Raw genomic sequence first — 26,766 nt, forward strand, 5'->3', positions numbered from 1 at the left:
TCCTTTTTCGTTAGCGTTTGGTCGTAGCGAGTCGGACTGCAAAAGCAATAAAAACGGTACCGGTGAGACGATCCAGCGTTCTGACTACCCCCGGACGGCGTAACCAGCGCGACAGCGGGCGCGTGGCAGAAATCATTGTGACTGACCAGAGTGTGCCAATCACGGCGTGCATGGCGGCGAGCCCGAAAATATAGGGCCCGACGGGATAGCCGGTAGCGACAAACTGCGGCAGGAAAGAGACATAAAACACACCGACTTTCGGGTTCAGCACATTGCCAAACAGCCCTCTCAGGAACGGTGAATTACCGATACGTCGCATTTTTCCGCTGCCTTCAGGCGCCGCCATGTTCATTTCGCTGCGGGGTTTGAACAACATTTGCAGGCCCAGCCAGCCGAGATATGCGGCACCGATCCATTTGAGTACATTGAACGCGATTTCAGACGCGGCGAGCACGGCACCCAGGCCGAGTGCGACCATCGCCCCCCACAGCAGACAACCGCTGCTGATCCCGATGGCGGTAGACAGCGCTTTTTTACTGCCCTGACTGGCGGCGGTACGCAGTACTAATGCGGTATCCAGGCCAGGCGTGAGGGTCAAAATGCCGGCGGCAAACGCGTAAGAAATAAGGGATTCGGTGACGGTCATGGCTTTTCCTGATGAGCGAAAAAACCAGAATAGTTAACAAAATAGGTAAGATGCAATCAGGATGTAAAAGAAATTCTGAGGGGGCGGCGCAGATAAACAAAAAGCCTGTGGAAGATGCGCTTCCACAGGCTTTTTAAGAGGGTTTTATCGGGCTACGGTTCTGCGCGGCGATTATTTGTAGATTTCAGCGTCAGCGTGCAGTTTGTTGTTACCGGTCACGGAAATGATACGGTAAGAAGAAGCACCGGCGTCTTTCGCCTGCTGTGACAGTTTTGCTTCCAGGCCACTCAGAGTGGTGGAGTTAGCCGCGGAGATAACACCGATTTTCTGCATGTCACCGGAAGGCTGAGTGACCTGCTGAGCCGCGAAGCTACCGAAAGAAATCAGGGAGAGGGTAGCAGCTAGAGCAAAAATTTTGACGTTTTTCATGATAAGTATTCCATTCAGGTTTGTATGAGTGAAAGGTGGTTGCCTTTCGATGGAGGTATAATAGGCCTGATGAATGGAGATGAAAAACGGATTGATTTGAGTAAGTCATTCAAAATATTTGGCGTACTTTTTACGCAATTTTACGTCCCTCTGCGGGTACCTGACGAAAGCCCTGTTGATGCTGACGTTGCCTTTAAAAACGTTATCATTTGCTGCTATTTTCTCCTTCCTGCTGATTTTTGGCGGGTTTGTCGATTCAGTGCTACGCTTTCAGGGTAGTTTGAGAGAGGGTTGTGCGTGGGGCATGAAAATAAACCTGCCACCCGGTTTGCAGAGTCTCAACGGTTCTGCTTTTGTTTGGCCGACTTGGCTGAACAATATTCACGGTAACGGAAATCTATTCGGAGGAGTCGAAAATGGGAATTTTATCCTGGATCATCTTTGGTCTTATTGCAGGTATTCTGGCTAAGTGGATCATGCCGGGCAAAGATGGCGGTGGTTTCATTCTGACTGTAGTACTGGGTGTTGTCGGTGCTGTGGTGGGTGGCTATATCAGTACATTCTTCGGTTTTGGCCGCGTGGACGGATTCAATTTTGGCAGCTTCGTTGTCGCCGTTATCGGTGCGATCGTCGTTCTGTTTATCTACCGTAAAATCAGAAGTTAAGGTTTCGACCTGACGTTGAAGTGTTAAAAGCCGCGTAAGTCGCGGCTTTTTTTGTGTCTGTTAATCACTCTACCGGTGAAGTCGGCAGACGCACGATGTCCTGATTTTCATTGCCCATCCAGTAAACGCCTTCCTTCGCCCAGAAGGGCCCTTCGATAAAGTCGAGCAGGTCAGAATACTCCTCGTAAAACTGCTTGCCGTCGCGGTTGTACACGCGCATATAACCGGAATAATGACCGCCATCGCCCGGCATGGTCATGCGCGGGATAAATTCGAAAGTCCGGTACTCACGCACCACATACTGCTTGTTCGGGCTCCACTGCTCGGAGACGAGTTTTCCCTGCTTCCACCACTGATAGCCTGCTGTCATCAGCGCGAGCAGTACCGCCAGCATTACCCAGCGCTTACGCTGACGCCCCAGGGCTTCCTGACTTTTGATTTTCATACTTAGTATTCTTTTCAGCGGATTCGAAAATAGCTGTCAATGTGGCTGAAAAGTATCAGCTTGTCTTGAAAAAGTGTGTATCGGCTAAATCGCCACCAGCCCCCGCACGCCTTCCGCCTCCATTTCTTCTCCGCGTCCCCGTTTAACAATGCTGCCGCGCGACATCACCAGATAGCTGTCGGCGAGTTCGGCGGCAAAATCGTAGAATTGTTCTACCAGCAGAATGGCCATGTCGCCGCGGGCGGCGAGTTGTTTAATGACGGCACCGATTTCCTTAATCACTGACGGCTGAATACCTTCCGTGGGTTCGTCGAGGATCAGGAGAGTCGGTTTGCAGGCCAGCGCACGGCCAATCGCCAGCTGCTGTTGCTGACCACCCGACAAATCCCCGCCGCGACGATGTTTCATTTCCAGCAGGATCGGGAACAGGTGATAGATTTCATCCGGCACCTGCTTTGCCCGGCTGCCGGAAAAACGCGACAGGCCCATCAGCAGATTTTCTTCGACGGTCAGGCGCGGAAAAATTTCGCGTCCCTGCGGGACGTAGGCAATGCCCGCCTGCACGCGCTGGTGCGGCTTGCGGGCATTGATCACCTGATCCTGCCAGCTGATGGTGCCGGATTTCGCCGGGATCAGCCCCATCAGGCATTTGAGCAACGTCGTTTTGCCGACGCCGTTTCGCCCGAGCAGACACGTCACTTCGCCGATTTTTGCCTCAAAAGACAGGCCGCGCAGAATGTGGCTGCCGCCGTAAAACTGATTCAGTTCATTTACCTGCAACATAATGCGATTCCTCAGCGCCCTAAATACACGTCGATAACCTGCTCGTTGGCCTGTACGTCACGCAGTGAACCTTCGGCCAGAACCTGTCCCTGATGCAGCACCGTCACGTGATCCGCAATGGTTTCCACAAAACCCATGTCGTGCTCAACCACCATCAGAGAATGTTTGCCCGCCAGCTGTTTAAACAGTTCGGCGGTGTATTCGGTTTCGGCATCGGTCATGCCCGCCGCCGGTTCGTCGAGCAGCAACAAATGCGGCTCCTGTACCAGCAACATACCGATTTCCAGAAACTGTTTCTGACCGTGAGAGAGCAGGCCGGCAGGACGATGACGCTCCGCCGCCAGGCGCAGCGTCCCTAGCATTTCATCAATGCGGTCGCGCTGTTCGCTGTTCATTTTTGCGCGCAGGCACGCCCATACTGACTTATTGGTTTTCTGCGCGATTTCCAGATTTTCGAATACTGTCAGCGCTTCAAACACCGTCGGTTTCTGGAATTTCCGCCCGATGCCGGACTGTGCGATGCGCACGGGATCCAGCTTTGTCAGATCGGTGCGCTGATCGTAAAAAACGCGTCCGCTTTGCGGTTTGGTTTTGCCGGTGATCACGTCCATCAGCGTGGTTTTCCCCGCGCCGTTAGGGCCTATCACGCAACGTAACTCGCCGACGCCGATGTTCAGCGACAAATTGGTCAGCGCTTTAAAACCGTCAAAACTGACGTTGATGTTTTCCAGCTGCAAAATCGGATCGGTCTGCTCGCGGTGCCTGTCCGCCAGATGCGGTTGGGTAAAAAGGTCTTCAGTCATGGTCATCGGGCTCATCAGGATTTCCATTTGCGCAGCAGGCCAATCACACCATGCGGCAGGAACAGCGTCACCAGAATAAACATGCCGCCGAGAACAAATTGCCAGTATTCGGGAATGGCGACGGTGAACCAGCTTTTCGCGCCGTTGACGATGCCTGCACCGATAACCGGGCCGATCAGCGTGCCGCGTCCGCCGAGTGCCACCCAGATGGCGGCTTCGATGGAGTTGGTTGGCGACATTTCGCCCGGATTAATGATCCCGACCTGCGGTACGTACAGCGCGCCCGCCAGGCCGCACAGCATGGCGGAAATCGTCCAGACGAACAGCTTGAAACCTTTCGGATCGTAGCCGCAGAAAATCAGCCGGTTTTCAGCGTCGCGTACTGCCGTCAGCACGCGGCCATATTTGCTTCTCGCCAGCGCAAAACCCAGCGCGAGGCTGGCGACCAGCACCAAAACCGTCGCCAGAAATAATCCCACGCGCGTGCCGGTAGCCGTGACCGGAAAGCCGAGCAGGGTGGTGAAACCGGTGAAACCGTTATTGCCGCCGAAGCCGGTTTCATTGCGGAAAAACAACAACATACCGGCATAGGTCAGCGCCTGCGTCATGATGGAAAAATAGACGCCTTTGATTTTTGAGCGGAAGGCGAAATAGCCGAACACAAATGCCAGCGCGCCTGGCACCAGTACAATCAGGCACAGCACCCACGCGAAATGTTGCGTACCGGCCCAGAACCACGGCAGTTCGGTCCACGACAGAAACGACATAAAGTCCGGCAGCCCGCTGCCTGCGGCCTGTCGCATCAGATACATGCCCATCGCATATCCGCCGAGCGCGAAAAAAAGCCCGTGACCGAGTGACAGCAAACCGGCATAGCCCCACACCAGATCGAGTGCGATCGCGACGATCGCATAACAGAGGATCTTACCGGCCAGCGTCAGCGTGTAAGTGGAAATCGCCAGCGGACTGGTGGCGGGCAGCAGCGCCAGAAACGGCATCACAATCAGGAGGATGAGCACCAGCGTGCCCACAGAAATTGCAATCTTCGGCGCTTTTTGTACGCCGGTAATCGTCAGCGGCTGGCTCATCAGTCAATCACCCTGCCTTTAAAGGCGAAGAGTCCCTGCGGACGTTTCTGGATAAACAGGATTATCAGCGCGAGGATCAGGATTTTGCCCAGTACCGCGCCGATTTCCGGCTCAAGAATTTTGTTCACAATGCCCAGACCAAAGGCCGCCACCACGGTGCCTGCCAGTTGTCCGACGCCGCCGAGCACCACGACTAAAAAGGAATCGATGATGTAGCCCTGACCAAGTTCCGGGCCGACGTTGCTCAGCTGCGACAGCGCGACGCCACCCAGACCGGCGATCCCGGAACCGAGGCCGAACGCCAGCATATCGACGCGTCCCGTCGGCACGCCGCAGCAGGCCGCCATCGCACGGTTTTGCGTGACGGCGCGCACGTTCATGCCGAGTCGCGTTTTGTTGAGCAGCAGCCAGGTCAGACCGAGGACCAGCATGACGAAGATGATCACCGCGATGCGGTTGTACGGCAGTACCAGGTTGGGCAGCAGCTGAATGCCCCCGGACAACCAGCCGGGGTTCGCCACTTCCACGTTCTGCGCGCCAAACAGCACGCGCACGCCCTGGATAAGGATCAGGCTGATGCCCCACGTCGCCAGCAGGGTTTCCAGCGGACGACCGTATAAATGACGGATAACGGTGCGCTCCAGCGCCATGCCAATTCCGGCAGTGATAAAAAATGCCACCGGCAGCGCCACCAGCGGATACAGCGCCAGCAGCCCCGGCGCGTAGTGCTGAAACAGCGACTGCACCATGTACGTGGAGTAAGAACCGAGCATTAACATTTCGCCATGCGCCATATTGATCACGCCCAGCAAACCGTAAGTGATCGCCAGTCCCAGCGCGGCCAGCAGCAGAATTGAGCCAAGTGATAAACCGGTAAAAGCCTGACCGAGTAAATCGCCGATCATCAGACGATGCTGCACGGCTTTCAGACTGGTCAGTGCGGCATTGCGTACCGTGGCATCAGGCTCTGTTTTCGGGTCAGTCAGACTTTGCAGGCGGCCTTGTGTATCCGGATCGCCCGAGGTGCCGAGCAGTTCAACGGCTTTCAGGCGCACCTGCGGGCTGGCATCGGCCAGCTGTAAATTCGCCAGCGCGATGGAAAGGGCATCGTGAACCGTGCGGTCTTTTTCCAGCTCAAGACGACGCGTCAGCAGCGGCAACTGATCGGCCTGCGCTTCGCGCTGTAAGGCTCTGGCCGCCTGTAAACGGACGGTGCTGTCAGTGCTCACCAGACGATGTGCGGAAAGGGCATTGGCAATCAGAATGCGCAGGCGGTTGTTCAGCCAGACTTTTTTAGTATCGCCCTGTGGTTTGACGCCGCCCTCCAGCGGTGTCAGCCGGTCGCCGTTCTGGATGAATGCGTGTTTCGCTTCGTCGGTGACGACGTTTTCCTGCTTCAGCGCTTCGAGCAGCGGCAGCCTTTCCGGCTGCGGATCCGCCGCCCATTGCTGTAATAACGTGGCCTGCTGACTGCGGCTGGCGGCAGCAAAGTCATTCGCCGCACCCGCCTCGGCCAGCAAAGGAAGGCAACAAAGCAGGAAAAGCAGTGGCCTGAAGTGAGATAAAAAATGCGTCATGATATTTTCCTGTTGCCCGGAGTTCGTTGCTAAACCCCCTCCCAGCCTCCCCCTTCGCAGGGGGAGGAGTGAAAGGCGCCGATCTGCTCCCTCCCCTGCGAAGGGGAGGGTTGGGGTGGGGTATTAATGGCGACTCATGAGTGATCAGTGAGCCGTTTTCACCGGGGTATCTGGCTTTTTATCGTTACCCGCGATGTACGGGCTCCACGGCTGGGCGCGGATCGGTTTGTCAGTCTGCCAGACCACGTTGAACTGGCCGTTGGATTCAATCTCGCCGATCATCACCGGTTTATGCAGGTGGTGATTGGTCGCATCCATGGTCAGCGTGAAACCAGAAGGGGCGGCGAAGGTCTGTCCGGCCATCGCGGCACGGACTTTATCCACGTCCGTCGTCCCGGCTTTTTCCACCGCCTGCGCCCACATATGGATGCCGACATAGGTGGCTTCCATCGGGTCGTTGGTCACCGCAGTACCGGCGTTTGGCAGGTTGTGTGCTTTGGCGTACGCCTTCCATTCGGCAACGAATTTCTTGTTGGTTGGATTATCGACGGACTGGAAGTAGTTCCACGCCGCGAGGTCACCGACCAGCGGTTTGGTGTCGATGCCGCGCAGTTCTTCTTCGCCGACGGAGAATGCCACCACCGGTACGTCGGTGGCTTTCACGCCCTGATTGGCCAGTTCTTTATAGAACGGCACGTTGGAGTCTCCGTTGATGGTTGAGATCACGGCGGTTTTGCCGCCTGCGGAGAATTTTTTAATGTTGGACACGATGGTCTGGTAATCGCTGTAACCGAACGGCGTATAGACTTCTTCGATATCGCTGTCTTTCACGCCTTTGGAATGCAGGAAGGCGCGCAGGATTTTGTTGGTGGTGCGCGGATACACGTAGTCTGTACCGAGCAGGAAGAAGCGTTTGGCGGCGCCGCCGTCTTCACTCATCAGATATTCCACCGCCGGAATGGCCTGCTGGTTAGGCGCGGCGCCGGTGTAGAACACATTTGGCGACATCTCTTCACCTTCGTACTGCACCGGATAGAACAGCAGGCCGTTCAGCTCTTCAAAGACCGGCAGCACGGATTTGCGCGACACCGACGTCCAGCAGCCGAACACCACCGCGACCTTATCCTGCGTCAGCAACTGGCGGGCTTTTTCAGCGAACAGCGGCCAGTTAGACGCAGGATCGACCACCACCGGCTCCAGCTTTTTGCCGAGCACGCCGCCGTGCGCGTTGATATCGTCAATGGTCATCAGCGCCACGTCTTTCAGCGGCGTTTCGGAAATAGCCATGGTGCCGGAAAGCGAATGCATGATACCGACTTTGATGGTGTCGGCAGCCTGTGCGCTCCAGGCTAAACCCATGCTGACTACGGTGGCGGAAAGAGCAAAGGCTTTAATAAAACGTCGACGTTGCATAGATGTACCCTCTGGAAAAAGTTAAGAGAACGCTGTTATGTAGGAAGTCGAAAAAACATTTAAAAAAGTCATGACGGGTTGCCCTCGTCACTCTCCGCCCGCGCCCGGTGCAGCATATGCAGGGTAATTTTGCGCACCTCGGCTTTACTGACGGCAATATGGTCGTGTAACTGGCGCTGTGCCTCCTCAGTCTTTTGTTGGATGATGGCGAGCAAAATGCCCGCGTGTTCTTTATAGGTAGCGTTGACGCGCTCACCTTTGGTGAAATCCAGACGCCGGATGATGCGGATTTTCTCCGTCAGTTCGCGGTGGATACGCGCCATTTCGGCGTTACCCGCCGCCGCCACCAGCGTCATATGAAACTCTTCGTCATAACGCGAAACCCGCTGGCCATCTTCGAGCTGCGGCTGGTCAATCCAGAACGCTTTCAGTTCGGCCAGTTGTAACGGCTGCAATGACGGCGGCAGCGCGCACAGGCGTTTCACCGCTTCCAGTTCCAGTACGATGCGCAGATCGTAAAGCTGCTCGAAAAAGTCGAAATCGAACGGACGAACCTGCCAGCCGCTGCGGAAAAACACTTCGACATAACCTTCGTGTTCCAGCCAGAACAGCGCCTGACGCACCGGCGTGCGGCTGACTTCCATCCGGTCAGCGATGTCGTTTTCGCTGAACCGGTCACCCGGCAGCAGGCGGAAGCTGAAAATGTCGTCTTTCAGTTGCTGATAAATACGTTCTGCCAGCCCTTCCGGACGGCTTTTACTGCGTGAAGATTTAGAGCCCGTCAGTTGCATGAAATATTCCCTGTTTGTCGGTAGCGTTAAACGGCTGCGTCCAGCCACAGCAAGGCATCACCCGGACCGACCGGACGACCCTGCTGGCAACTGATTTTCAGAACGGTGCCGGCGCACGGCGCGGTAACCGACAGTTCCATTTTCATGGCTTCGACGACGATCAGTGGCTGGCCTTCTTCGACCTGCTGACCCGGCTCGACCAGGATTTTCCAGACGTTTCCGTTCAGGTCGGCGCTGACGAGATGCCCGTCCTGATCCGCATCGTCCTCCACTAACTGCACGGCGTTGGCGGCGGCTTCCACTGCGGCGCTTTCCGCTTCGTGCCAGTGCGCCACTTCGCGGGTAAAGGCTCCGGCCTGTTTCTCGCGAAAATCAGCAATATCGGCGGCGTTGTCGGCGAGAAATTGCGTATATTGCGCAAAGTCGAATTCGGTCTCTTCGATACGAACTTGTGCGCGGCCTTCGCGGAACGCGTCGCGCTGAATGTCCAGTTCGGCTTCACTGACCTTGTAGAAACGCACCTGATCGAAAAAGTGCAGCAGCCACGGTTCGCCGTTTTTAAACTGTTCATTTTTCAGGAACTTGTTCCAGATAGGTAACGTGCGGCCCACCAGCTGATAACCGCCCGGCGAATCCATGCCATAAATGCACATGTACATGCCGCCGATACCGACCGTGCCTTCGGCGGTAAAAGTACGCGCCGGGTTGTATTTGGAACTGAGCAGACGATGACGCGGATCGACCGGCACTGCGCAGGGCGCACCGAGATACACATCGCCCAGCCCGAGGATCAGATAGCTGGCGTCGAAAATGATGTTTTTCACTTCGTCGCGGCTCGCCAGCCCGTTGGTGCGCTGGATAAAATCGACGTTATTCGGCAGCCAGGGTGCGCCGGCACGCACGGTTTGCTGATAACGTTCAACTGCGCCGAGTGTGGCGGAATCTTCAAAGGCCATCGGCATATGTACGATACGGGTCGGGATTTTGAGCTGGCTGACATCAGGCAGATTGTGTTCCAGCGTCAGTAAATGTTGCAGCAGCGCCGTCTGATGCAGCACGCCACTGTCATAGCGGATTTGGAGCGAGCGCACGCCCGGCGACAGTTCTTCAATGCCCTGCTGTCCGGCGGCTTTGATGGCGTTCATCAGCAGGTAGATGCGCATACGCACCGCCAGATCCAGCACATTATCGCCGTACTCAATCAGCACGTAGCCGTCGCCCGCCTGACGGTATTCCACCGAAGGCCGGTCGGCTGTCGCAGGAAGCGCCGCAAGTATCGTGGCAGAAGCAGTGGTATCGGGCAGCAGCGACGGCACCGGCAGCGCCATCGCGTTGACAGGCATCAGCGAATCAATCGTGCCCTGCTGCGCCAGTTCAAGTGCCTGGGCCTGTTCAAAACTGATCGGATGGAACCGGATTTTATCGCCCGGTTTCACCTGTCCGACTTTCCATAATTCGGCCTTAGCGATGGTCACCGGACAAACAAAACCGCCGAGACTTGGCCCGTCGCGGGTCAGAATGACCGGGAAATCGCCGGTGAAGTTGATTGCACCAATGGCGTATTCACAGTCATGCACGTTCGACGGATGCAGACCGGCTTCGCCACCGTCCTGCCGCGCCCATTGCGGTTTCGGGCCGAGCAGCCGCACGCCGAGGCGGTTGGAGTTGTAATGCACCTGCCATTCGGATTCGAAGAAGGTGTCGATGGATGCTTTGGTGAAGAAATCCGGTGCGCCGTGCGGCCCGTAAAGCACGCCGATATTCCAGATATCGCCGTAAGGCGACACGATATTTTCGGCAGCGGCCTGCGGTAAACCGACCGGTGCGGGCGTGGTGCAGGCCGCGAGTTCCGGCTGAGAAACGGTCAGCATATCGGCGACGCGCAGCGTGCGACCGGCATGGCCGCCAAACTGCCCGAGCGCAAAGGTCGAGCGGCTGCCGAGATACACCGGCACATCAAATCCGTTACGTACCGCCAGATAGGTGCGGCACCCCTGCGTGGCGCGGCCGAGCGTCAGCGTCTGACCGGCTTTTACGTTCACCGGCTGCCAGTAAGAAACCGGCTCGCCATCAATATTTGCCGGACAACGTGCGCCGGTCAGGGCGATAATTGCGTCACAATGAAAACGCAGCACCGGCCCCTGTAATGTGAATTCCAGACCGGCAGCATCAGGATGGTTACCGACAATGCGGTTGGCGAGACGGAAGGCAAAATCGTCCATCGGGCCGGAAGGGGGGACGCCGATATCCCAGTAACCGAGGCGTCCCGGATAATCCTGCACGCTGCTGTACGTGCCGGGCGCAATGACTTCGACGGCGTTTGGCGCGTAAGCAAAACTGTCGAGCATCCGCGTCCACATTTGGGCGTCGCGGAACACCGGCGTGGCCACCACCTGGCGCAGATAATCAATGTTGGTGGCGATACCATGCAGACGTGTAGCAGCAAGCGCGGCAGACATTTTCGCCAGCGCGTCCTGACGGTCGGTGCCGTGAACAATCAGTTTGGCGATCATCGGGTCGTAAAATGCGGAGACTTCGCTGCCGGTAGAAACCCAGCCGTCAACGCGCACATTTTCGGGGAAAAACACTTCGGTCAGCACGCCCGGACTTGGCTGGAAATTCTTCAGCGGATCTTCGGCATAAATTCGCACTTCCATCGACGCGCCCTGCGGGGTTTTTTCCATCGCAGGCCAGTCGGGCGGCTCGTCTGCGGCGACTTTCAGCATGCAACTGATGAGATCTAAACCGGTGACCATTTCGGTGACCGGATGCTCCACCTGCAAACGGGTATTCACTTCGAGGAAATAAAATTCGTCGCGTGCGGCGTCATAGATAAATTCAACGGTTCCGGCGCTGCGGTAATTCACCGATTCACCCAGCTGCACGGCGGCGCGGTGCAGGGCTTCGCGGCTGGCCTGCGGCAGATTCGGCGCAGGCGTTTCTTCCACGACTTTCTGATTGCGGCGCTGCAACGAACAGTCGCGTTCGCCGAGCGCCACCACGCGGCCCTTGCCGTCGCCAAAAATCTGTACTTCAACGTGACGGGCGCGATCGACAAAGCGTTCCAGAAACACCCCGGCGTCGCGGAAAAATTGCTCGCCGAGACGCTTCACGCTGTCCCACGCGGCGCGTAATGCGTCTTCACTGTCGCAGCGCGTCAGGCCAATGCCACCGCCGCCTGCAGTGCTTTTCAGCATGACCGGATAGCCAATTTTTGCGGCAGCTTTTACCGCATCTTCAAGGCTGGCGAGCAAACCGGTGCCCGGCGTCATGGGCACATTCGCGGCGCCGGCTAATTCACGGGCGCGGTGCTTGAGACCAAACTCGCGGATTTGTCCGGCAGTGGGCCCGATAAACACAATGCCCGCGGCTTCGCAGGCGTCGGCGAATTCGGCGCTTTCGGATAAAAATCCGTATCCCGGATAAATCGCCTGTGCGCCGGTTTCCTTCGCGGCGGCGAGAATTTTGTCGATCATCAGGTAGCTTTCGCTGGCCTTTTCACCGCCCAGCGCAATGGCGATATCCGCCTGCGCGACGTGTGGCGCATTCCGGTCAGCGTTGGAATAAACGGCCACGCTGGTGACGCCCAGACGTTTCAGCGTGCGGATGGCGCGGCAGGCGATTTCGCCACGGTTAGCAATTAAAACGGTGTTAAACATATGCGCGCCCTCAGCTTTTAACCGGTGATGAATTCAGGCTCTGGATGTAACTTCTCCAGCCGCCAGACGCCGTAATATCGGTGGCATCGCCAACCGCCCACGGCTCGCAGATAAAACCTTTTACGATGCGTCCATCGGCCAGTTCGAGCGATCCGATACCGAGCGGTGCCGGAATTTCAGCGACGAATTCTCCAAAACGTGCCAGCGGGATATCCCACAGTTCGACGATAATCGCGCTGCCGTTTTCAGCCCGTACCAGTCCTGGCTTCGGCGGCGTAGTGTTGGCGAGGGCGTAAAGTTTGTAGGTGGCGGCGGTGGTCGTTTGTTCGACCCGAACGGCGTTCCGGCTGGTGAGCTGGAAATTGAGCGGCATTCCGGTCAGATGTGCGCCGACCACGGCGACGCGCACGCTGGCGGCACTGACCGGCGCGGGAGTCATGAATTCTTCGGGCTTCATCGCAAGGCCTGTAGCGCCAAGGGGAAGGCTCAGGCTGCGCTGCCACTGACGGCCAAAACTGGCCAGCGCATCGTCGTGCCAGGCAGGGGCGATCAGCGTGATACCGGCGGGCAGACCGTCTGCCCGCAGACCGGAGGGCAGCGCCAGCGCGGATAAATCCGCCAGATTAGTGAAGTTGGTGTAAATACCGAACTGTGAGTTATAGAGCACCGGCTCCTGCCCCATTTCTGCCTGCGTGCGGATGGTCGGGGAGGTCGGCACAACCAGCGCATCAAACCCTTCCAGCACCTGATTGATTTTGCGTGAGAGCTCAGCGCGCAAATATTCCGCCCGCCATGCATCGCACGCGCTGTAGTTCAGGCCGCTGGCGACAATTTCCCGTACTACCGGGTCCATCACTTCCGGGCTATCTTCGAAAATCTTACCGACAGCGACGGTGCGTTCCGCCACCCATGCGCCGTAATACAGTTGCTCCGCCAGTTCACGAAACGGCGTGAAATCAATCATTTCCAGCGTCACGCCATTATGGCGCAGGCGATCGAGTGCTTCGCTGAACGCCGCCTGTGCCAGTTCATCACCAAAAAATTCCACGCGATCGGGGATAGCGATGCGCGGCTGGGCGGAAAACGCCACCGGCGCGGTATGGGGATTTTTCCGTGAATAAGCATCGGCGGCATCATATCCGCCTGCTGCGTGGGCAACGGTTTGAGCATCGCCCACGGTGAGAGCGAAAATCGAGACGGCATCGTTCAGACGGCAGGCCGGAACCACGCCGGTATTCGACAGCCAGCCTTTGGTCGGTTTCAGTCCGACGACATTATTAAAGCCTGCCGGAACGCGCCCGGAACCGGCGGTGTCGGTGCCCAGTGAAAACGCCACCAGACCACGTGCCAGAACGGAGGCTGAACCGGAACTGGAACCGCCGCTGACGTAATCCCGATTGAACGTATTGCGCACTGCGCCGTAAGGGGAGCGCGTGCCGACCAGTCCGGTGGCGAACTGATCGAGATTGGTTTTGCCGACCACCACCGCGCCTCTGGCTTTGAGATTGGCAATCACCGTGGCATCCGCTTCTGCGGTATAGGCAAATGCCGGACAGGCCGCCGTCGTCGGCCAGCCGCCGATATCCATATTGTCTTTGACGGCGAACGGCACGCCAAACAATGGCAGGGTGCTCAGCGAGCCTTCGGCCTGAGCGAGAAGGGTTTCCAGACGAATGATTTGCGCTTCAAGCTGCTCTGCTGTGGCGAGATAAATCCAGGCATTGTCGGCCTTACTCAGGCTTCCCAGAACCAGAGAAAGCGTGGTGCGCAGGCTGTCCGGCGCACTGCGATAATGCTGCTGCCATTCCCGAAGGGTAAAACCACGATACGGTGATGCGACGGTGTCTGAAGCTGAAAGCATTTTGGAATCCCATCTGGTATACAAGATTGAATTCATCTAAGCAAAGCCTGTGCCAGATTATTAACCTTTGAATTTATTAGGTTTAATTATTTCCGCATGACCGCATCGTCTATTTGTTGCACCATGGACGGAATGCAACTGAACAAAAATGGGGCGAAAATTTGCGCGATGCCTCGCATCGAAAAGATAAACGTAGCTCGTGAGTGGTGTCGGTATATAGTTGTATGAACAGATGATTTATTATTGTTTGCAGAGAGGCTGCAGGGTTATGTCTAAGGAAACGATCGACCATTCCATATTAATTTGTCTGGCAGAAGCTGGCGCTGTCAGCCGGTTAAAGGTGGTCGCGCAACAGGGAGGATGGGTAATCATGATCAGATACGGCGAGCATCAGCGCACACTTATCGCCCAGCGCAGTGGCAAGGTTCGGGTTTTCAAACGCTTTGACGCCGTGGCGGCTTATTTGAAAGACATGGGGATAAAGCAGTTCGAAGTGGATATTACCGACTATGATCCTGAAGGTAGCGGTAAAGGAACGCGGCCTGACCGGTCAGCCGCGCTAAAACGCGCGCATGAAGCGGCGGCGATGGATGAAGCCACGTATGATCTCTGGTTTCGCGAGCGGGTTCAGGAATCATTAGATGATCCGCGCCCGGCAATTCCTCACGAAGAGGTGAAGGCGCAGTTTGCTGCCCGGAAAGCCGCGTTACTTAAGAAACAGGAAAAGTAACGGATGACCAAAATGCTGGTATGGAAACCCCATGCGCAGGAAGATCGCGGGTCTATATTCAGTTATGTCGCGCGTGAAAATCCTCAAGCTGCCATTGAACTTGATGATGACTTTGATGCCGCCGCTGAGCGCATTTTTCAGCGTCCCGCCATGTATGCCGCAGGGCGTGTTGCCAGCACGAGGGAATGTATAATCCGTGCTCATTTCAGAATGGTATATCGCATTACAGATACAGAAATTCAAATCGTCAGGCTTGTGCATACCGCTCAGCATTGGCCAGAGGAACTTCCGACTTGATACAACTTCGTCGTCTTTTTGAACGTCTGAAAAAACTGTTACTGGCGCTGATTCTGGTGATCATTACCCTTTTGGGTGTGCGGACTTATGACGCCTTACAGGGGCCGCCGCTTGAGCCGTGGCACAAGCTGGTGCCGGACGAACTGAGTGCCACGCAGCTCGATAAAAGCGACTGGGCGGCCTATCTGCGCGCCGAGCAGCAGGCGTTTGCAGAAGTGAAGCAGGAAGTGACGGACAAACTCGACAGGGAAGACCGCATCCCGCTGAACCGTTATTACGACCGCAGCCCGATTTATCCCGAACATTTTGCGCAGGACTGGAACCGGTCTTATGAGCTGATGCCCGATGGAAAACCGGTGGGGGCGGTGGTGCTGTTGCACGGTCTGACCGATTCGCCTTACAGCCTGCGGCATATTGCGCAGGATTATCGCCGTCGCGGATTTGTGGCGGTCGGTATCCGTTTGCCCGGCCATGGAACGGTGCCTGGCGGTCTGACCCGCGTGGACTGGGAACAGTGGCTCGCCGCGACAAGGCTGGCAATCCGTGAGGCACGGCGTGTAGCCGGACCGGATGTGCCGCTGCAACTGGTGGGTTTCTCCAACGGCGGCGCGCTCGCCATGAAATACACGCTGGATTCGCTAGATGATCCGGCGCTGGCGCGGCCTTCGCGCGTGATCCTGATTTCTCCGATGATCGGCGTAACGAGTTTTGCGCGCTTTGCCGGTTATGCGGGATGGCCGGCGATTTTCCCGGCCTTTGCCAAAACCGCCTGGCTGAATCTGATGCCGGAATTTAATCCCTTCAAATACAATTCATTCCCGGTGAAAGCGGCGCGTCAGTCTTATCTGCTGACCCATGTTTTGCAGCAGCAGATCAGTAAAGACGTGGAGTCTGGTAAGCTGGCGCAACTGCCGCCGGTGCTGGCTTTTCAGTCGGTGGTCGATTCTACGGTCAGCGCCCGTGCAGTGGTGACGGCGCTGTTTAATCAGCTCCCTGCGAACGGCAGCCAGCTGGTATTGTTTGATATAAACCGCAGTGCGTACGTCGGCCCGTTGCTGCGTCCGTCTTCAGAAACCGCGGCAGAGCGGCTGTTGCCTGCGCCGCCGCGCGCGTATCAGACGACAGTGATCACCAATGCTTCACCGGATGATGCGGCGACGGTGGCGAAAATCACGCAGGCGGGGCAGAACAGTGCGGCGGTCATGCCGCTCGGGCTGAATTATCCGTCGGAATTCTATTCGTTATCGCATGTGGCGCTGCCTTTCCCGACAGACGATTCACTTTACGGACGTAATCCGCAAGGCCCGGTACAGTTTGGAGTCCGGCTGGGAACACTGGCCGCACGGGGAGAGAGCGGCGCGCTGGTCGTGAGTATGGATCAGCTGATGCGTGTTTCCTCTAACCCGTTTTATCCGTATATGTTGCAGCGAATTGAAGGCTTCTGAACCGGCGGGTTTAGAAAAGGATAAAAAGCGCTTGCGATAATATCGTGCGCTATATATATTGGCGGCATGAACATGACAACAGACACCGACTCAACCCAAAACGGCATGCTGCATCTGGATCAACAGATGTGCTTCGCGCTGTACTCCGCGAATCTGGCATTGCATAAGGTTTACCGTAAATTGCTCGGGCAGCTCGATCTCACTTACCCGCAATATCTGGTGATGTTGGTGCTCTGGCAGCGTGATGAAGTCACGGTGTCTGAAATCGGCGAAAAACTGTTTCTCGATTCCGCCACGTTAACGCCGCTGTTAAAGCGTCTGGAGACCGCCGGTTTGCTGATGCGTCAGCGGGCGAAAGCGGATGAGCGTCAGGTGATTATCTCCCTGACCGCCGAAGGCAGGGCGCTGCGCGAAAAAGCACAGGGCATTCCCGAAGCCATATTGTGTGCGACAGACTGTGAGGTCGGTGAAATTGTGGCGCTGAAGCAGCAGCTCGAAGTCTTACGGGCTAAGCTTCAGGATAAAGCGTAAGGGTCTGCTTTGCAGGAAGCGTGTTAAACAGATGAGTCTGAAGGAACAACACAGACTCGTTTGATAGAATCTAATAAGTAGTGTGCTATTAAATCGTTTAAAATTTTCTGACTCTCAATGATTAAGGAACGAAATATGTCTATTGAAAAAGTTGTGTATCGTGCTCATGCCTCAGCCACCGGCGGTCGTGATGGTCGTGCGACTTCTGACGACGGCGTTCTTGACGTCAAACTGGGTGTTCCAAAAGAAATGGGCGGTATGGGCGGCGGCACCAACCCTGAGCAGTTGTTCGCAGCGGGCTATTCCGCCTGTTTCCTCGGCGCATTGAAAGCCGTTGCCGCTCAGGAAAAAATTAAGATCCCTGCGGATGCCAAAATTGAAGGCGCGGTAGGCATCGGCGCCATTCCAGGCGGTTACGGTATTGAAGTACAGCTGGATATCACCCTGCCGGGCTTTGAGCGCAGTGAAGCCGAAGCGCTGGTGGCGAAAGCCCATCAGGTTTGCCCGTACTCCAATGCAACCCGTGGCAACATCGACGTCACACTGAACGTAAAATAACGTTTTAGAATTAGCGCCTTCACCAGGGGCCGCTTTTCAGATATCCATAAAATAATAAAGTAATACCCGCAGGGAGGCTAAGGCCTCCCTTTTTTTACGTAAAATTCCCTGCTTTTTCGCAAAGGGGTAAGACGCCATATAACGGCAGAAATATCCTGAAAGCCGCATAAAACCTCAATCTCAGCATATTCCGTGAACCAGTCTCTTTTAAACATGTCACAATGATTCGGAATTTTAAAAAACATACTGGATAAGTAACAATTCATGAATAGAGTGAAGACTCTATCGCAACAAAATATCTCTTTATTGTTAGCGATTTACATTGGCATTTTCCTGAATGTCTCCGTTTTCCAGCGTCGCTTTGCCGCTCTGGTCAATCATTTCACCTCCGCTGAACTGGTTCAGGCGGTCACCGAAGTGTGTGCCATCGTTTTGTTCACCTTTTTCGTTCTGCGTTTAATTTCGCTGGGGGGAAAACTGTTTTTCCGCATTATCGCCTCGTTGCTGGTTCTGATTTCTGTCGCAGCCAGTTATTACATGGTGATGTTCAACGTCGTGATCGGGTACGGCATTGTGGTTTCGGTCATGACGACGGATATCGATCTCAGTAAGGAAATCATCGGGCTGCATCTGTTTATCTGGATGGCGCTGGTCAGTGCGGTGCCGCTGTTCATCATCTGGAAAAACAACCTGAGTCTGACATTGATCGAGCAGATGAAAACACCGGGGCAACGTGCGTTGCCCCTGCTTGTGCTACTGATGGCGGCGGCGCTGGTCTGGATCCCGCTGCGTACGCTCGATCATGCGCAGAGCGTGAATGAGAAAAAAACCAATATCGATTTGCCAAGCTACGGCGGCGTCGTCGCGCACTCGTATCTGCCTTCTAACTGGCTGGCCGCGCTGGGTTTATACGCCTATACGCAGGTTGATGAGAGTCAGGACGCGAGCAATTACTTTGATCCGGCGAAGAAATTTACCTATGTGCCGCCTGCCGATATCGACGATACCTATGTCGTGTTTATCATCGGTGAAACCACCCGCTGGGATCACTTAGGGATTCTGGGTTATGAGCGCGACACTACGCCGCGTCTGTCGAAAGAGAAAAACCTGGTGGCATTCCGTGGCACGTCATGCGATACGGCGACCAAACTGTCGCTGCGCTGTATGTTCGTGCGTGAGGGCGGAACGGCGGATAATCCGCAGCGTACCCTGAAAGAGCAGAATATTTTTGCCGTGATGAAGTCTCTGGGCTTTACGTCTGAACTGTTCGCGATGCAAAGCGAGCTGTGGTTCTACAATAATGCGGATACCAATAACTTCTCTTTCCGCGAAATTATTGCATCAGAGAAGCGCAACGACGGTAAACCGGTCGATGACATGCTGCTGGTGAATGAATTACAGGAATCGCTGAAGAACTATCCGAAAGGCAAACATCTGGTGATTCTGCATACCAAAGGCTCGCATTACATGTACTCCCAGCGTTATCCGCGCAGCTATGCCCGTTTTACCCCGGAATGTATGGGCAACACCTGTAGCAAAGCCGAGCTGATTAACGCCTTTGATAACAGCGTGTTGTATACCGACACCTTTATCGACAGCGTGATTGATCAGCTGCGCGATAAAAAAGCACTGGTGTTTTATGCTGCTGACCACGGTGAATCTATCGATGAAAACTCACACCTGCACGGCACGCCGCGCGAAATGGCGCCGCCGGAGCAGTTCCGGGTGCCGATGATGGTGTGGGCGTCCGACAGCTTCCTCGAACAGCCTGATCATAAACGGGCGTTTGAGCAGTTACAGGCACAGCAGCGTGTGGGCGCGAAGAAACGTCACGTTGAACTGTTCGATTCGATTCTGGGTTGTCTGGGTTATACGTCGCCAGACGGCGGCATCAATCCGGCGAACAACTGGTGTGCAAAACCTTAGTCAGAACAGCAGTTGTAGGTCATTTTGGCGGCGTATCGGATAAAATCTGGTCAGTCAGTTCGGATGTCTGAAAAAGCCGTTGACGCTCTGAGGGGGTCGCAGTAAGATGCGCCCCATTCGGCGAGTAGCGCAGCTTGGTAGCGCAACTGGTTTGGGACCAGTGGGTCGGAGGTTCGAATCCTCTCTCGCCGACCACATTTGAAAAACCTGCTTTTTAAAGCAGGTTTTTTTTCGTCCGGAGTTTATGAGGATGAGAGCCTCCGAAGGAGGTTTGAGCCGAGCGAAGCGAGACAACGTTGCTTCAGCAACGGCCCGCAGGGCGGCATCGAAGATGCCAGTCATCCTCTCTCGCCGACCACATTTGAAAAACCTGCTTTTAAAGCAGGTTTTTTTTCGTCTGTAAAAAGCCCACGCCCTTCCGGTTGCGGGTTTTAGCTTCTGAGATTTCATTTCATCATCTTCAAATCACCTTTACGGTGATTTTTATGATCCTGATAGAAGTTCTCATGAGAATCCAGGCTCAGCAGATACAGTTCTATTTTCTCTTCCCGCCAGCCGACTTCTGGGACTTTCACGCAAATCGGGCAAGTAGTACGCTCTTACGAACAAGCAAAAAGTAAGCCAGAATTTAAAAATCCCTTAACATATTCTTTTCAATTAATGTCCATCCTCGCCCTCACTTATGGCGTAAAAACAGACAAAATACGTATGGATGATCACCTGCACCATCAGTGTGCAATTGCGCTATTTTGGGGTTTTTTAACAGTGCTCAGATGAACACGTTCGCTGATAGCCGCGCGCTGTTTGCTGCACTTCTCAGCATTTTCAGCTGGTTTCCACCCCAATCTCAAAAATAACCGTTCATATATTCATCATTTAGCCAGAAATTTTTAGGGAATTAATATGGGCTAAACCGCCAGGAATATTCTTTTACAAAGTGGATTGTGTGGCTATTTGATGTCCGGACTGAACATTCATCCTGATTTGGTTAATGAAATGTTTTTTTATGTTTGTTTGTTGTAACTCACAGTCTGTGTAAATGCCTGATGGTTATATTGACGTCAAGGAAAGGAGTTGCCAAATTGATAGCCCCAAGGAAGACCAGTGATTATTTCCGGTAAGGTTTTGTAAAGCCAGCTTTACAGAACGCAGGAAAAAAATGGCAGTTCACCATGCTCTGGTTGGACTTATTGCAGCGCACGAGCAAACACAGTCACCCGCATATAAAAATAAAGGGTGACGTGAGCTGTAAAACACAACACACACATCCACATCACCATTAATCGATGGAGCAGAAGCGATGACAATCTCTTTAGGTAAGTCGGGGCTACTGAAATTCAGTATGGGCCTGATTGCGCTGACCGTTGCGGCCAGTGTCCAGGCAAAAACGTTAGTGTATTGCTCTGAAGGTTCACCTGAAGGCTTTAACCCTCAGCTGTTCACCTCCGGCACCACGTATGACGCAAGCTCCGTGCCTATCTACAACCGTCTGGTCGAGTTCAAAATCGGGACCACAGAAATCCAGCCAGGTCTGGCAGAGAAGTGGGACGTTTCCGCTGACGGCAAAACGTACACCTTCCATCTGCGCAAAGGCGTGAAATGGCAGGACAACAAGGACTTCAAACCGACCCGTGATCTGAATGCGGACGACGTAATCTTCTCCTTCGAACGTCAGCTGGACAAAAATAATGCCTACCACGGTGTTTCCGGCGGCAGCTATGAATACTTCGAAGGTATGGGAATGGGCGATCTGATCAACAAGATCGTGAAAGTGGACGACAACACCGTGCAGTTCGTGCTGAACCGCCCGGAGTCTCCGTTCCTGGCTGACCTGGCGATGGACTTTGCATCAATCCTGTCTGCGGAATACGCTGACAACATGATGAAAGCGAAAACGCCTGAGAAAGTGGATCTGGATCCAATCGGTACCGGTCCGTTCCAGCTTCTGCAATACCAGAAAGATTCGCGCATCCTCTACAAAGCCTTCCCGGGCTACTGGGGCACCAAGCCGCAGATCGACCGTTTAGTCTTCTCCATCACGCCTGACGCCTCCGTGCGTTACGCGAAATTGCAGAAAAACGAATGCCAGGTCATGCCGTACCCGAACCCGGCAGATATCGCGGCAATGAAGAAAGATAAATCCATCAACCTGATGCAACAGCCAGGTCTGAACGTGGGTTACCTGTCCTTCAACGTTGAGAAAAAACCCCTGGATGAAGTGAAAGTGCGTCAGGCACTGACCATGGCTGTGAACAAAAAAGCCATCATCGACGCGGTTTATCAGGGTGCTGGCCAGCCGGCTAAAAACCTGATCCCACCAACAATGTGGGGCTACAACAAAGACGTGGTGGATTACCCGTATGATCCGGCCAAAGCCAAAGAGCTGCTGAAAGAAGCAGGTCACGCAGACGGTTTCACTATCGATTTGTGGGCGATGCCGGTACAGCGTCCGTACAACCCGAACGCGCGCCGTATGGCTGAAATGATCCAGGCTGACTGGGCGAAAATTGGCGTGAAAGCCAACATCGTGACGTACGAGTGGGGCGAATACCTCAAGCGTGCGAAGAACGGTGAGCACCAGTCTGTGATGATGGGCTGGACCGGCGACAATGGGGATCCGGATAACTTCTTCGCGACCCTGTTCAGCTGTGCGGCTGCAAAAGACGGTTCCAACTACTCCCGCTGGTGCTACAAGCCGTTTGAAGATTTGATCCAGCCAGCCCGTGCTGAATCTGATCACGCCAAACGTGCTGCGCTGTACCAGCAGGCTCAGGTTGTGATGCATGATCAGGCACCTGCGCTGATCATCGCCCACTCTACTGTGTATGAGCCAGTACGCAAAGAAGTCAAAGGCTATGTCGTTGATCCGTTGGGCAAACACCACTTCGAAAACGTAAGCATGGAGTAATAGCGCTTCGCTATTGAATCCACTTGTTAAGAGTTTTGTGAGCTACTAATAAGCCCGGAGCGCTACGGTTCTCCGGGCATTTTATACAGAGAGTACGGGATATGTTGCAGTTCATACTCCGACGTTTGGGGTTAGTTATCCCAACGTTTATCGGCATTACTTTGCTGACTTTTGCCTTCGTACACATGATACCAGGCGACCCGGTCACTATCATGGCAGGCGAGCGCGGGGTTTCTCCCGAACGTCATGCCCAGTTAATGGCAGATATGGGGCTCGACAAGCCTCTCTATCAACAATACTTCAAATACGTGAACGGGGTGCTGCATGGCGACCTGGGCACTTCCTTAAAAAGCCGCACCCCTGTCTGGCAGGAGTTTGTACCGCGCTTTAAAGCCACCCTGGAACTGGGTATCTGCGCAATGATTTTTGCCATCATTGTCGGGATCCCGGTAGGTGTGCTGGCGGCGGTAAAACGAGGCTCGATATTCGACCACACGGCCGTGGGGATATCGCTGACCGGCTACTCGATGCCGATATTCTGGTGGGGGATCATGCTGGTTATGCTGGTCTCGGTGCAGCTTAACCTGACGCCGGTGTCGGGGCGAATAAGCGACACTGTTTTCCTGGATGACAGCCTGCCGCTGACCGGCTTTATGCTGATCGACACGCTGTTCTGGGGCGAACCGGGTGATTTCGTTGATGCTGTGATGCACATGATTTTACCGGCTATCGTGCTCGGAACCATTCCGCTGGCGGTGATTGTGCGTATGACCCGTTCTTCCATGCTGGAAGTACTGGGCGAAGACTACATCCGTACCGCGCGCGCCAAAGGCGTGAGCCGTATGCGGGTGATCGTCATCCACGCACTGCGTAATGCGCTGTTGCCGGTAGTGACCATCATTGGTTTGCAGGTCGGTACGCTGCTCGGCGGTGCCATTTTGACCGAAACCATCTTCTCCTGGCCAGGACTTGGCCGGTGGCTGATCGACGCACTCCAGCGCCGCGACTATCCGGTCGTGCAGGGCGGGGTGTTGCTGGTCGCTACTCTGATCATTGTGGTTAACCTGCTGGTAGATGTGCTCTACGGCGTGGTCAACCCGCGTATTCGCCACAAGAAATAAGGGGCGCACAATGTCTCAAACCACTGAGCCGGTCGCTAACGAGTTAGTGACGGCTGCGCCAGTGCCGATGCCGCCTCTGCGCGAATTCTGGCATTACTTCAAGCGTAACAAAGGGGCCGTTGTCGGCCTGGCTTACATCATTATTATGCTGGTCATTGCGATTGGCGCGAACGTGATTGCACCACACCTGCCTGCTGAACAGTTCCGTGACGCGCTGCTGCGCCCGCCGGTCTGGATGGAAGGCGGCAGCTGGAAATTCCTGCTGGGCACCGACGACGTGGGCCGCGATATTCTCTCGCGTCTGATGTACGGCGCGCGTTTATCGCTGCTGGTCGGTTGTCTGGTTGTGGTGCTGTCGTTAATCCTCGGTGTGGTTTTCGGGCTGTTTGCCGGTTACTACGGCGGTGTCGTGGACGCCATCATCATGCGCGTGGTCGATATCATGCTGGCCCTGCCAAGTCTGTTGCTGGCGCTGGTGCTGGTGGCGATTTTCGGTCCGTCGATTGTTAACGCCTCGCTGGCGCTGACATTTGTTGCTTTGCCACACTATGTTCGCTTAACCCGCGCGGCGGTGCTGGTGGAAGTGAACCGTGACTACGTGACCGCTTCGCGCGTCGCCGGTGCCGGTTCTGCGCGCCAGATGTTCATCAATATTTTACCTAACTGCTTAGCGCCGCTGATTGTTCAGGCATCGCTCGGCTTCTCCAACGCCATCCTCGATATGGCAGCGTTGGGCTTCCTCGGGATGGGCGCACAGCCGCCAACGCCTGAGTGGGGCACCATGCTGTCTGACGTCTTACAGTTTGCTCAAAGTGCCTGGTGGGTCGTGACCTTCCCCGGTGTGATCATTCTGCTGACGGTGCTGGCATTTAACCTGATGGGTGATGGCCTGCGTGATGCCCTCGACCCTAAACTTAAGCAGTAAGGGGTTGGAGATGGAAACAACATTAACGAATGACGTTCAGGTCGGCAAAACGTTGCTGACCGTGGATAAACTCTCTGTTCACTTTGGTGACGAAGGGACGCCGTTCCGCGCCGTAGATCGTATCAGCTACAGCGTGAAGCAGGGCGAAGTGGTCGGAATTGTCGGCGAGTCCGGCTCCGGTAAATCAGTCAGTTCACTGGCGCTGATGGGGCTTATCGACTTTCCCGGGAAAGTGATGGCGGAAAAACTGGAGTTCGGTGGCCGTAATCTTCAGGGGATCAGCGAAAAAGAGCGCCGCCAGATTGTCGGTGCCGAAGTCGCGATGATTTTCCAGGATCCGATGACCAGCCTGAACCCGTGTTACACCGTGGGTTTCCAGATAATGGAAGCCATTAAAGTGCATCAGGGCGGGAACAAAAAGACCCGTCGTCAGCGCACCATCGATTTGCTGAATCTGGTCGGTATTCCTGACCCGGCTTCGCGTCTCGACGTGTATCCGCATCAGCTTTCCGGCGGGATGAGCCAGCGCGTGATGATTGCGATGGCGATCGCCTGTCGCCCGAAACTGCTGATTGCCGATGAGCCGACGACTGCACTCGACGTGACCATTCAGGCGCAGATCATCGAGTTGCTGCTTGAACTGCAACAGAAAGAAAACATGGCGCTGATGCTGATCACCCATGACCTGGCGCTGGTGGCGGAAGCTGCGCATCACATCATCGTGATGTACGCCGGTCAGGTGGTGGAGTCGGCCAAAGCCACGGAAATCTTCCGTGCGCCACGCCATCCGTATACCCAGGCGCTGCTGCGCTCGCTGCCGGAATTTGCGGCAGACAAAGCCCGTTTACAGTCATTGCCGGGCGTAGTGCCGGGTAAATATGATCGTCCGAACGGCTGTCTGCTCAATCCGCGCTGCCCGTATGCAACCGACCGTTGCCGTACAGAAGAACCCGCGCTGCGTGACCTCGCGAACGGGCGTCAGTCGAAGTGCCATTATCCGCTGGATGATGCCGGGAGACCTACTTATGAGTCCTGATAACACCCAATCGCAGCCGCTGTTGCACGCGATTGACCTGAAAAAACATTACCCGGTGAAGAAGGGCATCTTCGGCCAGGAACGTACGGTGAAAGCGCTCGACGGTGTGTCGTTTACGCTCGAACGCGGTAAAACGCTGGCGGTGGTCGGGGAATCCGGTTGTGGTAAATCCACGCTGGGCCGTCTGCTGACCATGATCGAAGTGCCGACCGGCGGTGAACTGTATTACCGCGGGCAGGATTTGCTGAAACCTGACGCAACAGCTGAAAAGCTGCGCCGTCAGAAGATCCAAATCGTGTTCCAGAATCCTTACGGATCGCTGAACCCGCGTAAGAAAGTCGGTCAGATCCTCGAAGAACCCTTACTGATCAACACCAAACTGACCCGCGATGAACGTCGCGAAAAAGCGCTGGCGATGATGGCGAAAGTGGGTCTGAAAACCGAACACTACGATCGTTATCCGCACATGTTCTCCGGCGGTCAGCGTCAGCGTATTGCCATCGCCCGCGGTCTGATGCTGGATCCGGACGTGGTGATCGCCGATGAACCGGTGTCCGCGCTCGACGTTTCCGTGCGTGCGCAGGTGCTGAACCTGATGATGGATTTGCAGCAGGATCTGGGGCTGTCATACGTCTTCATTTCTCATGATTTGTCCGTTGTGGAACATATCGCCGACGAAGTGATGGTGATGTACCTTGGCCGCTGCGTGGAGAAGGGCCCGAAAGACGCCATCTTCAGCAATCCTCGCCATCCGTACACACAGGCGCTGCTGTCCGCCACGCCGCGTCTGAACCCGGACGAACGCCGTGAGCGCATCAAGCTGACCGGCGAGCTGCCAAGCCCGCTGAACCCGCCAGCCGGTTGCGCGTTCAACGCCCGCTGCCGCCGCGCGTTCGGCACCTGCAAACAGTTCCAGCCACAGCTGAAACAGTACGGCGACCAGCTCGTCGCCTGCTTCGCCGTCGATCAGGATGAAAACGGAACCACGCAAACCGTCGCGTAATTCTGAAGGATTTGCAGAAATGACAAAGCCCGCGAAAGCGGGCTTTTTTGTGGGTGATATTTACGATGGAATATTTGGGATGACTACTTAGATCAATAATAAATAAAAATTTGGGAATAATATAAC

Annotated in this window: 23 protein-coding genes, 1 tRNA gene and 1 other RNA gene; 14 read left to right on the forward strand and 11 right to left on the reverse strand. The window is 55.2% G+C overall.

Features of this window, described 5'->3' with window-relative positions:
- Positions 1–10: 10 nt before the first annotated feature.
- Both GW579_RS17845 and bhsA read right to left on the reverse strand, forming a co-directional pair.
- The gene (locus tag GW579_RS17845; protein ID WP_152323681.1) at positions 11–646 is read right to left on the reverse strand and encodes a LysE family translocator; all 636 of its coding nucleotides are present in this window, start codon (positions 644–646) and stop codon (positions 11–13) included.
- A gap of 171 nt (positions 647–817) precedes the next feature.
- Positions 818–1,075, reverse strand: a complete 258-nt coding sequence (gene bhsA, locus GW579_RS17850) for a multiple stress resistance protein BhsA (protein WP_165060754.1) — start codon at positions 1,073–1,075, stop codon at positions 818–820.
- A gap of 416 nt (positions 1,076–1,491) precedes the next feature.
- Here bhsA and GW579_RS17855 point away from each other — a divergent pair, with 416 nt between their 5' ends.
- Positions 1,492–1,740, forward strand: a complete 249-nt coding sequence (locus tag GW579_RS17855; RefSeq protein ID WP_056775793.1) for a GlsB/YeaQ/YmgE family stress response membrane protein — start codon at positions 1,492–1,494, stop codon at positions 1,738–1,740.
- A gap of 64 nt (positions 1,741–1,804) precedes the next feature.
- Here the strand turns inward: GW579_RS17855 and GW579_RS17860 are convergent, their stop codons facing one another.
- The 9 genes from GW579_RS17860 to atzF all read right to left on the reverse strand — a co-directional run bounded on the left by GW579_RS17860 (position 1,805) and on the right by atzF (position 14,160).
- The gene (locus tag GW579_RS17860) at positions 1,805–2,185 is read right to left on the reverse strand and encodes a hypothetical protein (RefSeq protein ID WP_165060757.1); all 381 of its coding nucleotides are present in this window, start codon (positions 2,183–2,185) and stop codon (positions 1,805–1,807) included.
- A gap of 84 nt (positions 2,186–2,269) precedes the next feature.
- The gene (gene urtE, locus GW579_RS17865; RefSeq protein WP_165060759.1) at positions 2,270–2,968 is read right to left on the reverse strand and encodes an urea ABC transporter ATP-binding subunit UrtE; all 699 of its coding nucleotides are present in this window, start codon (positions 2,966–2,968) and stop codon (positions 2,270–2,272) included.
- An 11-nt stretch (positions 2,969–2,979) separates the two neighbouring features.
- Positions 2,980–3,777, reverse strand: coding sequence for an urea ABC transporter ATP-binding protein UrtD (urtD, locus tag GW579_RS17870; RefSeq protein WP_152323783.1), 798 nt, complete (start codon positions 3,775–3,777; stop codon positions 2,980–2,982).
- Between the two features lie 8 nt (positions 3,778–3,785).
- Positions 3,786–4,859 (reverse strand): urea ABC transporter permease subunit UrtC, encoded by a 1,074-nt coding sequence (gene urtC, locus GW579_RS17875; protein WP_165060762.1) that lies wholly within the window; start codon positions 4,857–4,859, stop codon positions 3,786–3,788.
- The gene (gene urtB / locus GW579_RS17880; RefSeq protein WP_165060765.1) at positions 4,859–6,436 is read right to left on the reverse strand and encodes an urea ABC transporter permease subunit UrtB; all 1,578 of its coding nucleotides are present in this window, start codon (positions 6,434–6,436) and stop codon (positions 4,859–4,861) included. The genes urtC and urtB overlap by 1 nt, the downstream gene beginning before the upstream one ends.
- 144 nt (positions 6,437–6,580) lie before the next feature.
- Positions 6,581–7,849: an urea ABC transporter substrate-binding protein gene (gene urtA / locus GW579_RS17885; protein ID WP_152323675.1), complete on the reverse strand. Its 1,269-nt coding sequence runs from the start codon at positions 7,847–7,849 to the stop codon at positions 6,581–6,583.
- 68 nt (positions 7,850–7,917) lie between these two features.
- Positions 7,918–8,640 carry a GntR family transcriptional regulator gene (locus GW579_RS17890; RefSeq protein ID WP_165060768.1) on the reverse strand — a complete coding sequence of 241 codons (723 nt, stop codon included), beginning with the start codon at positions 8,638–8,640 and terminating at the stop codon, positions 7,918–7,920.
- A 26-nt stretch (positions 8,641–8,666) separates the two neighbouring features.
- Positions 8,667–12,299 (reverse strand): urea carboxylase, encoded by a 3,633-nt coding sequence (gene uca, locus GW579_RS17895; protein WP_165060770.1) that lies wholly within the window; start codon positions 12,297–12,299, stop codon positions 8,667–8,669.
- 10 nt (positions 12,300–12,309) lie between these two features.
- A complete protein-coding gene (gene atzF, locus GW579_RS17900; RefSeq protein ID WP_165060772.1) occupies positions 12,310–14,160 on the reverse strand; it encodes an allophanate hydrolase in 1,851 nt (616 codons plus the stop codon).
- A gap of 268 nt (positions 14,161–14,428) precedes the next feature.
- On the opposite strand from atzF, the gene relB reads away from it, so the two are divergent.
- From relB to dppF, 13 genes are all read left to right on the forward strand, one after another.
- Positions 14,429–14,890 carry a type II toxin-antitoxin system RelB family antitoxin gene (relB, locus tag GW579_RS17905; RefSeq protein WP_165060774.1) on the forward strand — a complete coding sequence of 154 codons (462 nt, stop codon included), beginning with the start codon at positions 14,429–14,431 and terminating at the stop codon, positions 14,888–14,890.
- 3 nt (positions 14,891–14,893) lie between these two features.
- Complete coding sequence (locus GW579_RS17910) at positions 14,894–15,187, forward strand: type II toxin-antitoxin system RelE/ParE family toxin (RefSeq protein ID WP_152323670.1); 294 nt, start codon at positions 14,894–14,896, stop codon at positions 15,185–15,187.
- Positions 15,187–16,632, forward strand: coding sequence for an alpha/beta fold hydrolase (locus GW579_RS17915; protein ID WP_165061169.1), 1,446 nt, complete (start codon positions 15,187–15,189; stop codon positions 16,630–16,632). Before GW579_RS17910 ends, GW579_RS17915 begins: the two co-directional genes overlap by 1 nt.
- 66 nt (positions 16,633–16,698) lie before the next feature.
- Positions 16,699–17,163, forward strand: coding sequence for a MarR family winged helix-turn-helix transcriptional regulator (locus GW579_RS17920; RefSeq protein ID WP_371819720.1), 465 nt, complete (start codon positions 16,699–16,701; stop codon positions 17,161–17,163).
- Positions 17,164–17,298: 135 nt separating this feature from the next.
- Positions 17,299–17,721, forward strand: coding sequence for an organic hydroperoxide resistance protein (locus GW579_RS17925; RefSeq protein WP_013573432.1), 423 nt, complete (start codon positions 17,299–17,301; stop codon positions 17,719–17,721).
- 264 nt (positions 17,722–17,985) lie between these two features.
- Positions 17,986–19,647, forward strand: coding sequence for a kdo(2)-lipid A phosphoethanolamine 7''-transferase (gene eptB, locus GW579_RS17930; RefSeq protein ID WP_165060776.1), 1,662 nt, complete (start codon positions 17,986–17,988; stop codon positions 19,645–19,647).
- A gap of 118 nt (positions 19,648–19,765) precedes the next feature.
- Positions 19,766–19,842 (forward strand) — tRNA-Pro (locus tag GW579_RS17935).
- A gap of 35 nt (positions 19,843–19,877) precedes the next feature.
- A non-coding RNA gene (locus tag GW579_RS17940) (RtT sRNA) lies at positions 19,878–20,005 on the forward strand.
- Between the two features lie 942 nt (positions 20,006–20,947).
- Entirely contained in the window at positions 20,948–22,555 is a 1,608-nt protein-coding gene (gene dppA, locus GW579_RS17945; protein ID WP_152323667.1) for a dipeptide ABC transporter periplasmic-binding protein DppA, read from the forward strand.
- 101 nt (positions 22,556–22,656) lie between these two features.
- A complete protein-coding gene (gene dppB, locus GW579_RS17950) occupies positions 22,657–23,676 on the forward strand; it encodes a dipeptide ABC transporter permease DppB (RefSeq protein WP_152323666.1) in 1,020 nt (339 codons plus the stop codon).
- 10 nt (positions 23,677–23,686) lie between these two features.
- Positions 23,687–24,601 carry a dipeptide ABC transporter permease DppC gene (gene dppC, locus GW579_RS17955; protein WP_013573446.1) on the forward strand — a complete coding sequence of 305 codons (915 nt, stop codon included), beginning with the start codon at positions 23,687–23,689 and terminating at the stop codon, positions 24,599–24,601.
- Between the two features lie 10 nt (positions 24,602–24,611).
- Positions 24,612–25,637 carry a dipeptide ABC transporter ATP-binding protein gene (dppD, locus tag GW579_RS17960; protein ID WP_152323665.1) on the forward strand — a complete coding sequence of 342 codons (1,026 nt, stop codon included), beginning with the start codon at positions 24,612–24,614 and terminating at the stop codon, positions 25,635–25,637.
- Positions 25,627–26,640: a dipeptide ABC transporter ATP-binding subunit DppF gene (dppF, locus tag GW579_RS17965; protein ID WP_165060777.1), complete on the forward strand. Its 1,014-nt coding sequence runs from the start codon at positions 25,627–25,629 to the stop codon at positions 26,638–26,640. The genes dppD and dppF overlap by 11 nt, the downstream gene beginning before the upstream one ends.
- Positions 26,641–26,766 lie beyond the last annotated feature (126 nt).

This window comes from Rahnella contaminans, assembly GCF_011065485.1.
Taxonomy (GTDB): Bacteria; Pseudomonadota; Gammaproteobacteria; order Enterobacterales; family Enterobacteriaceae; genus Rahnella; species Rahnella contaminans.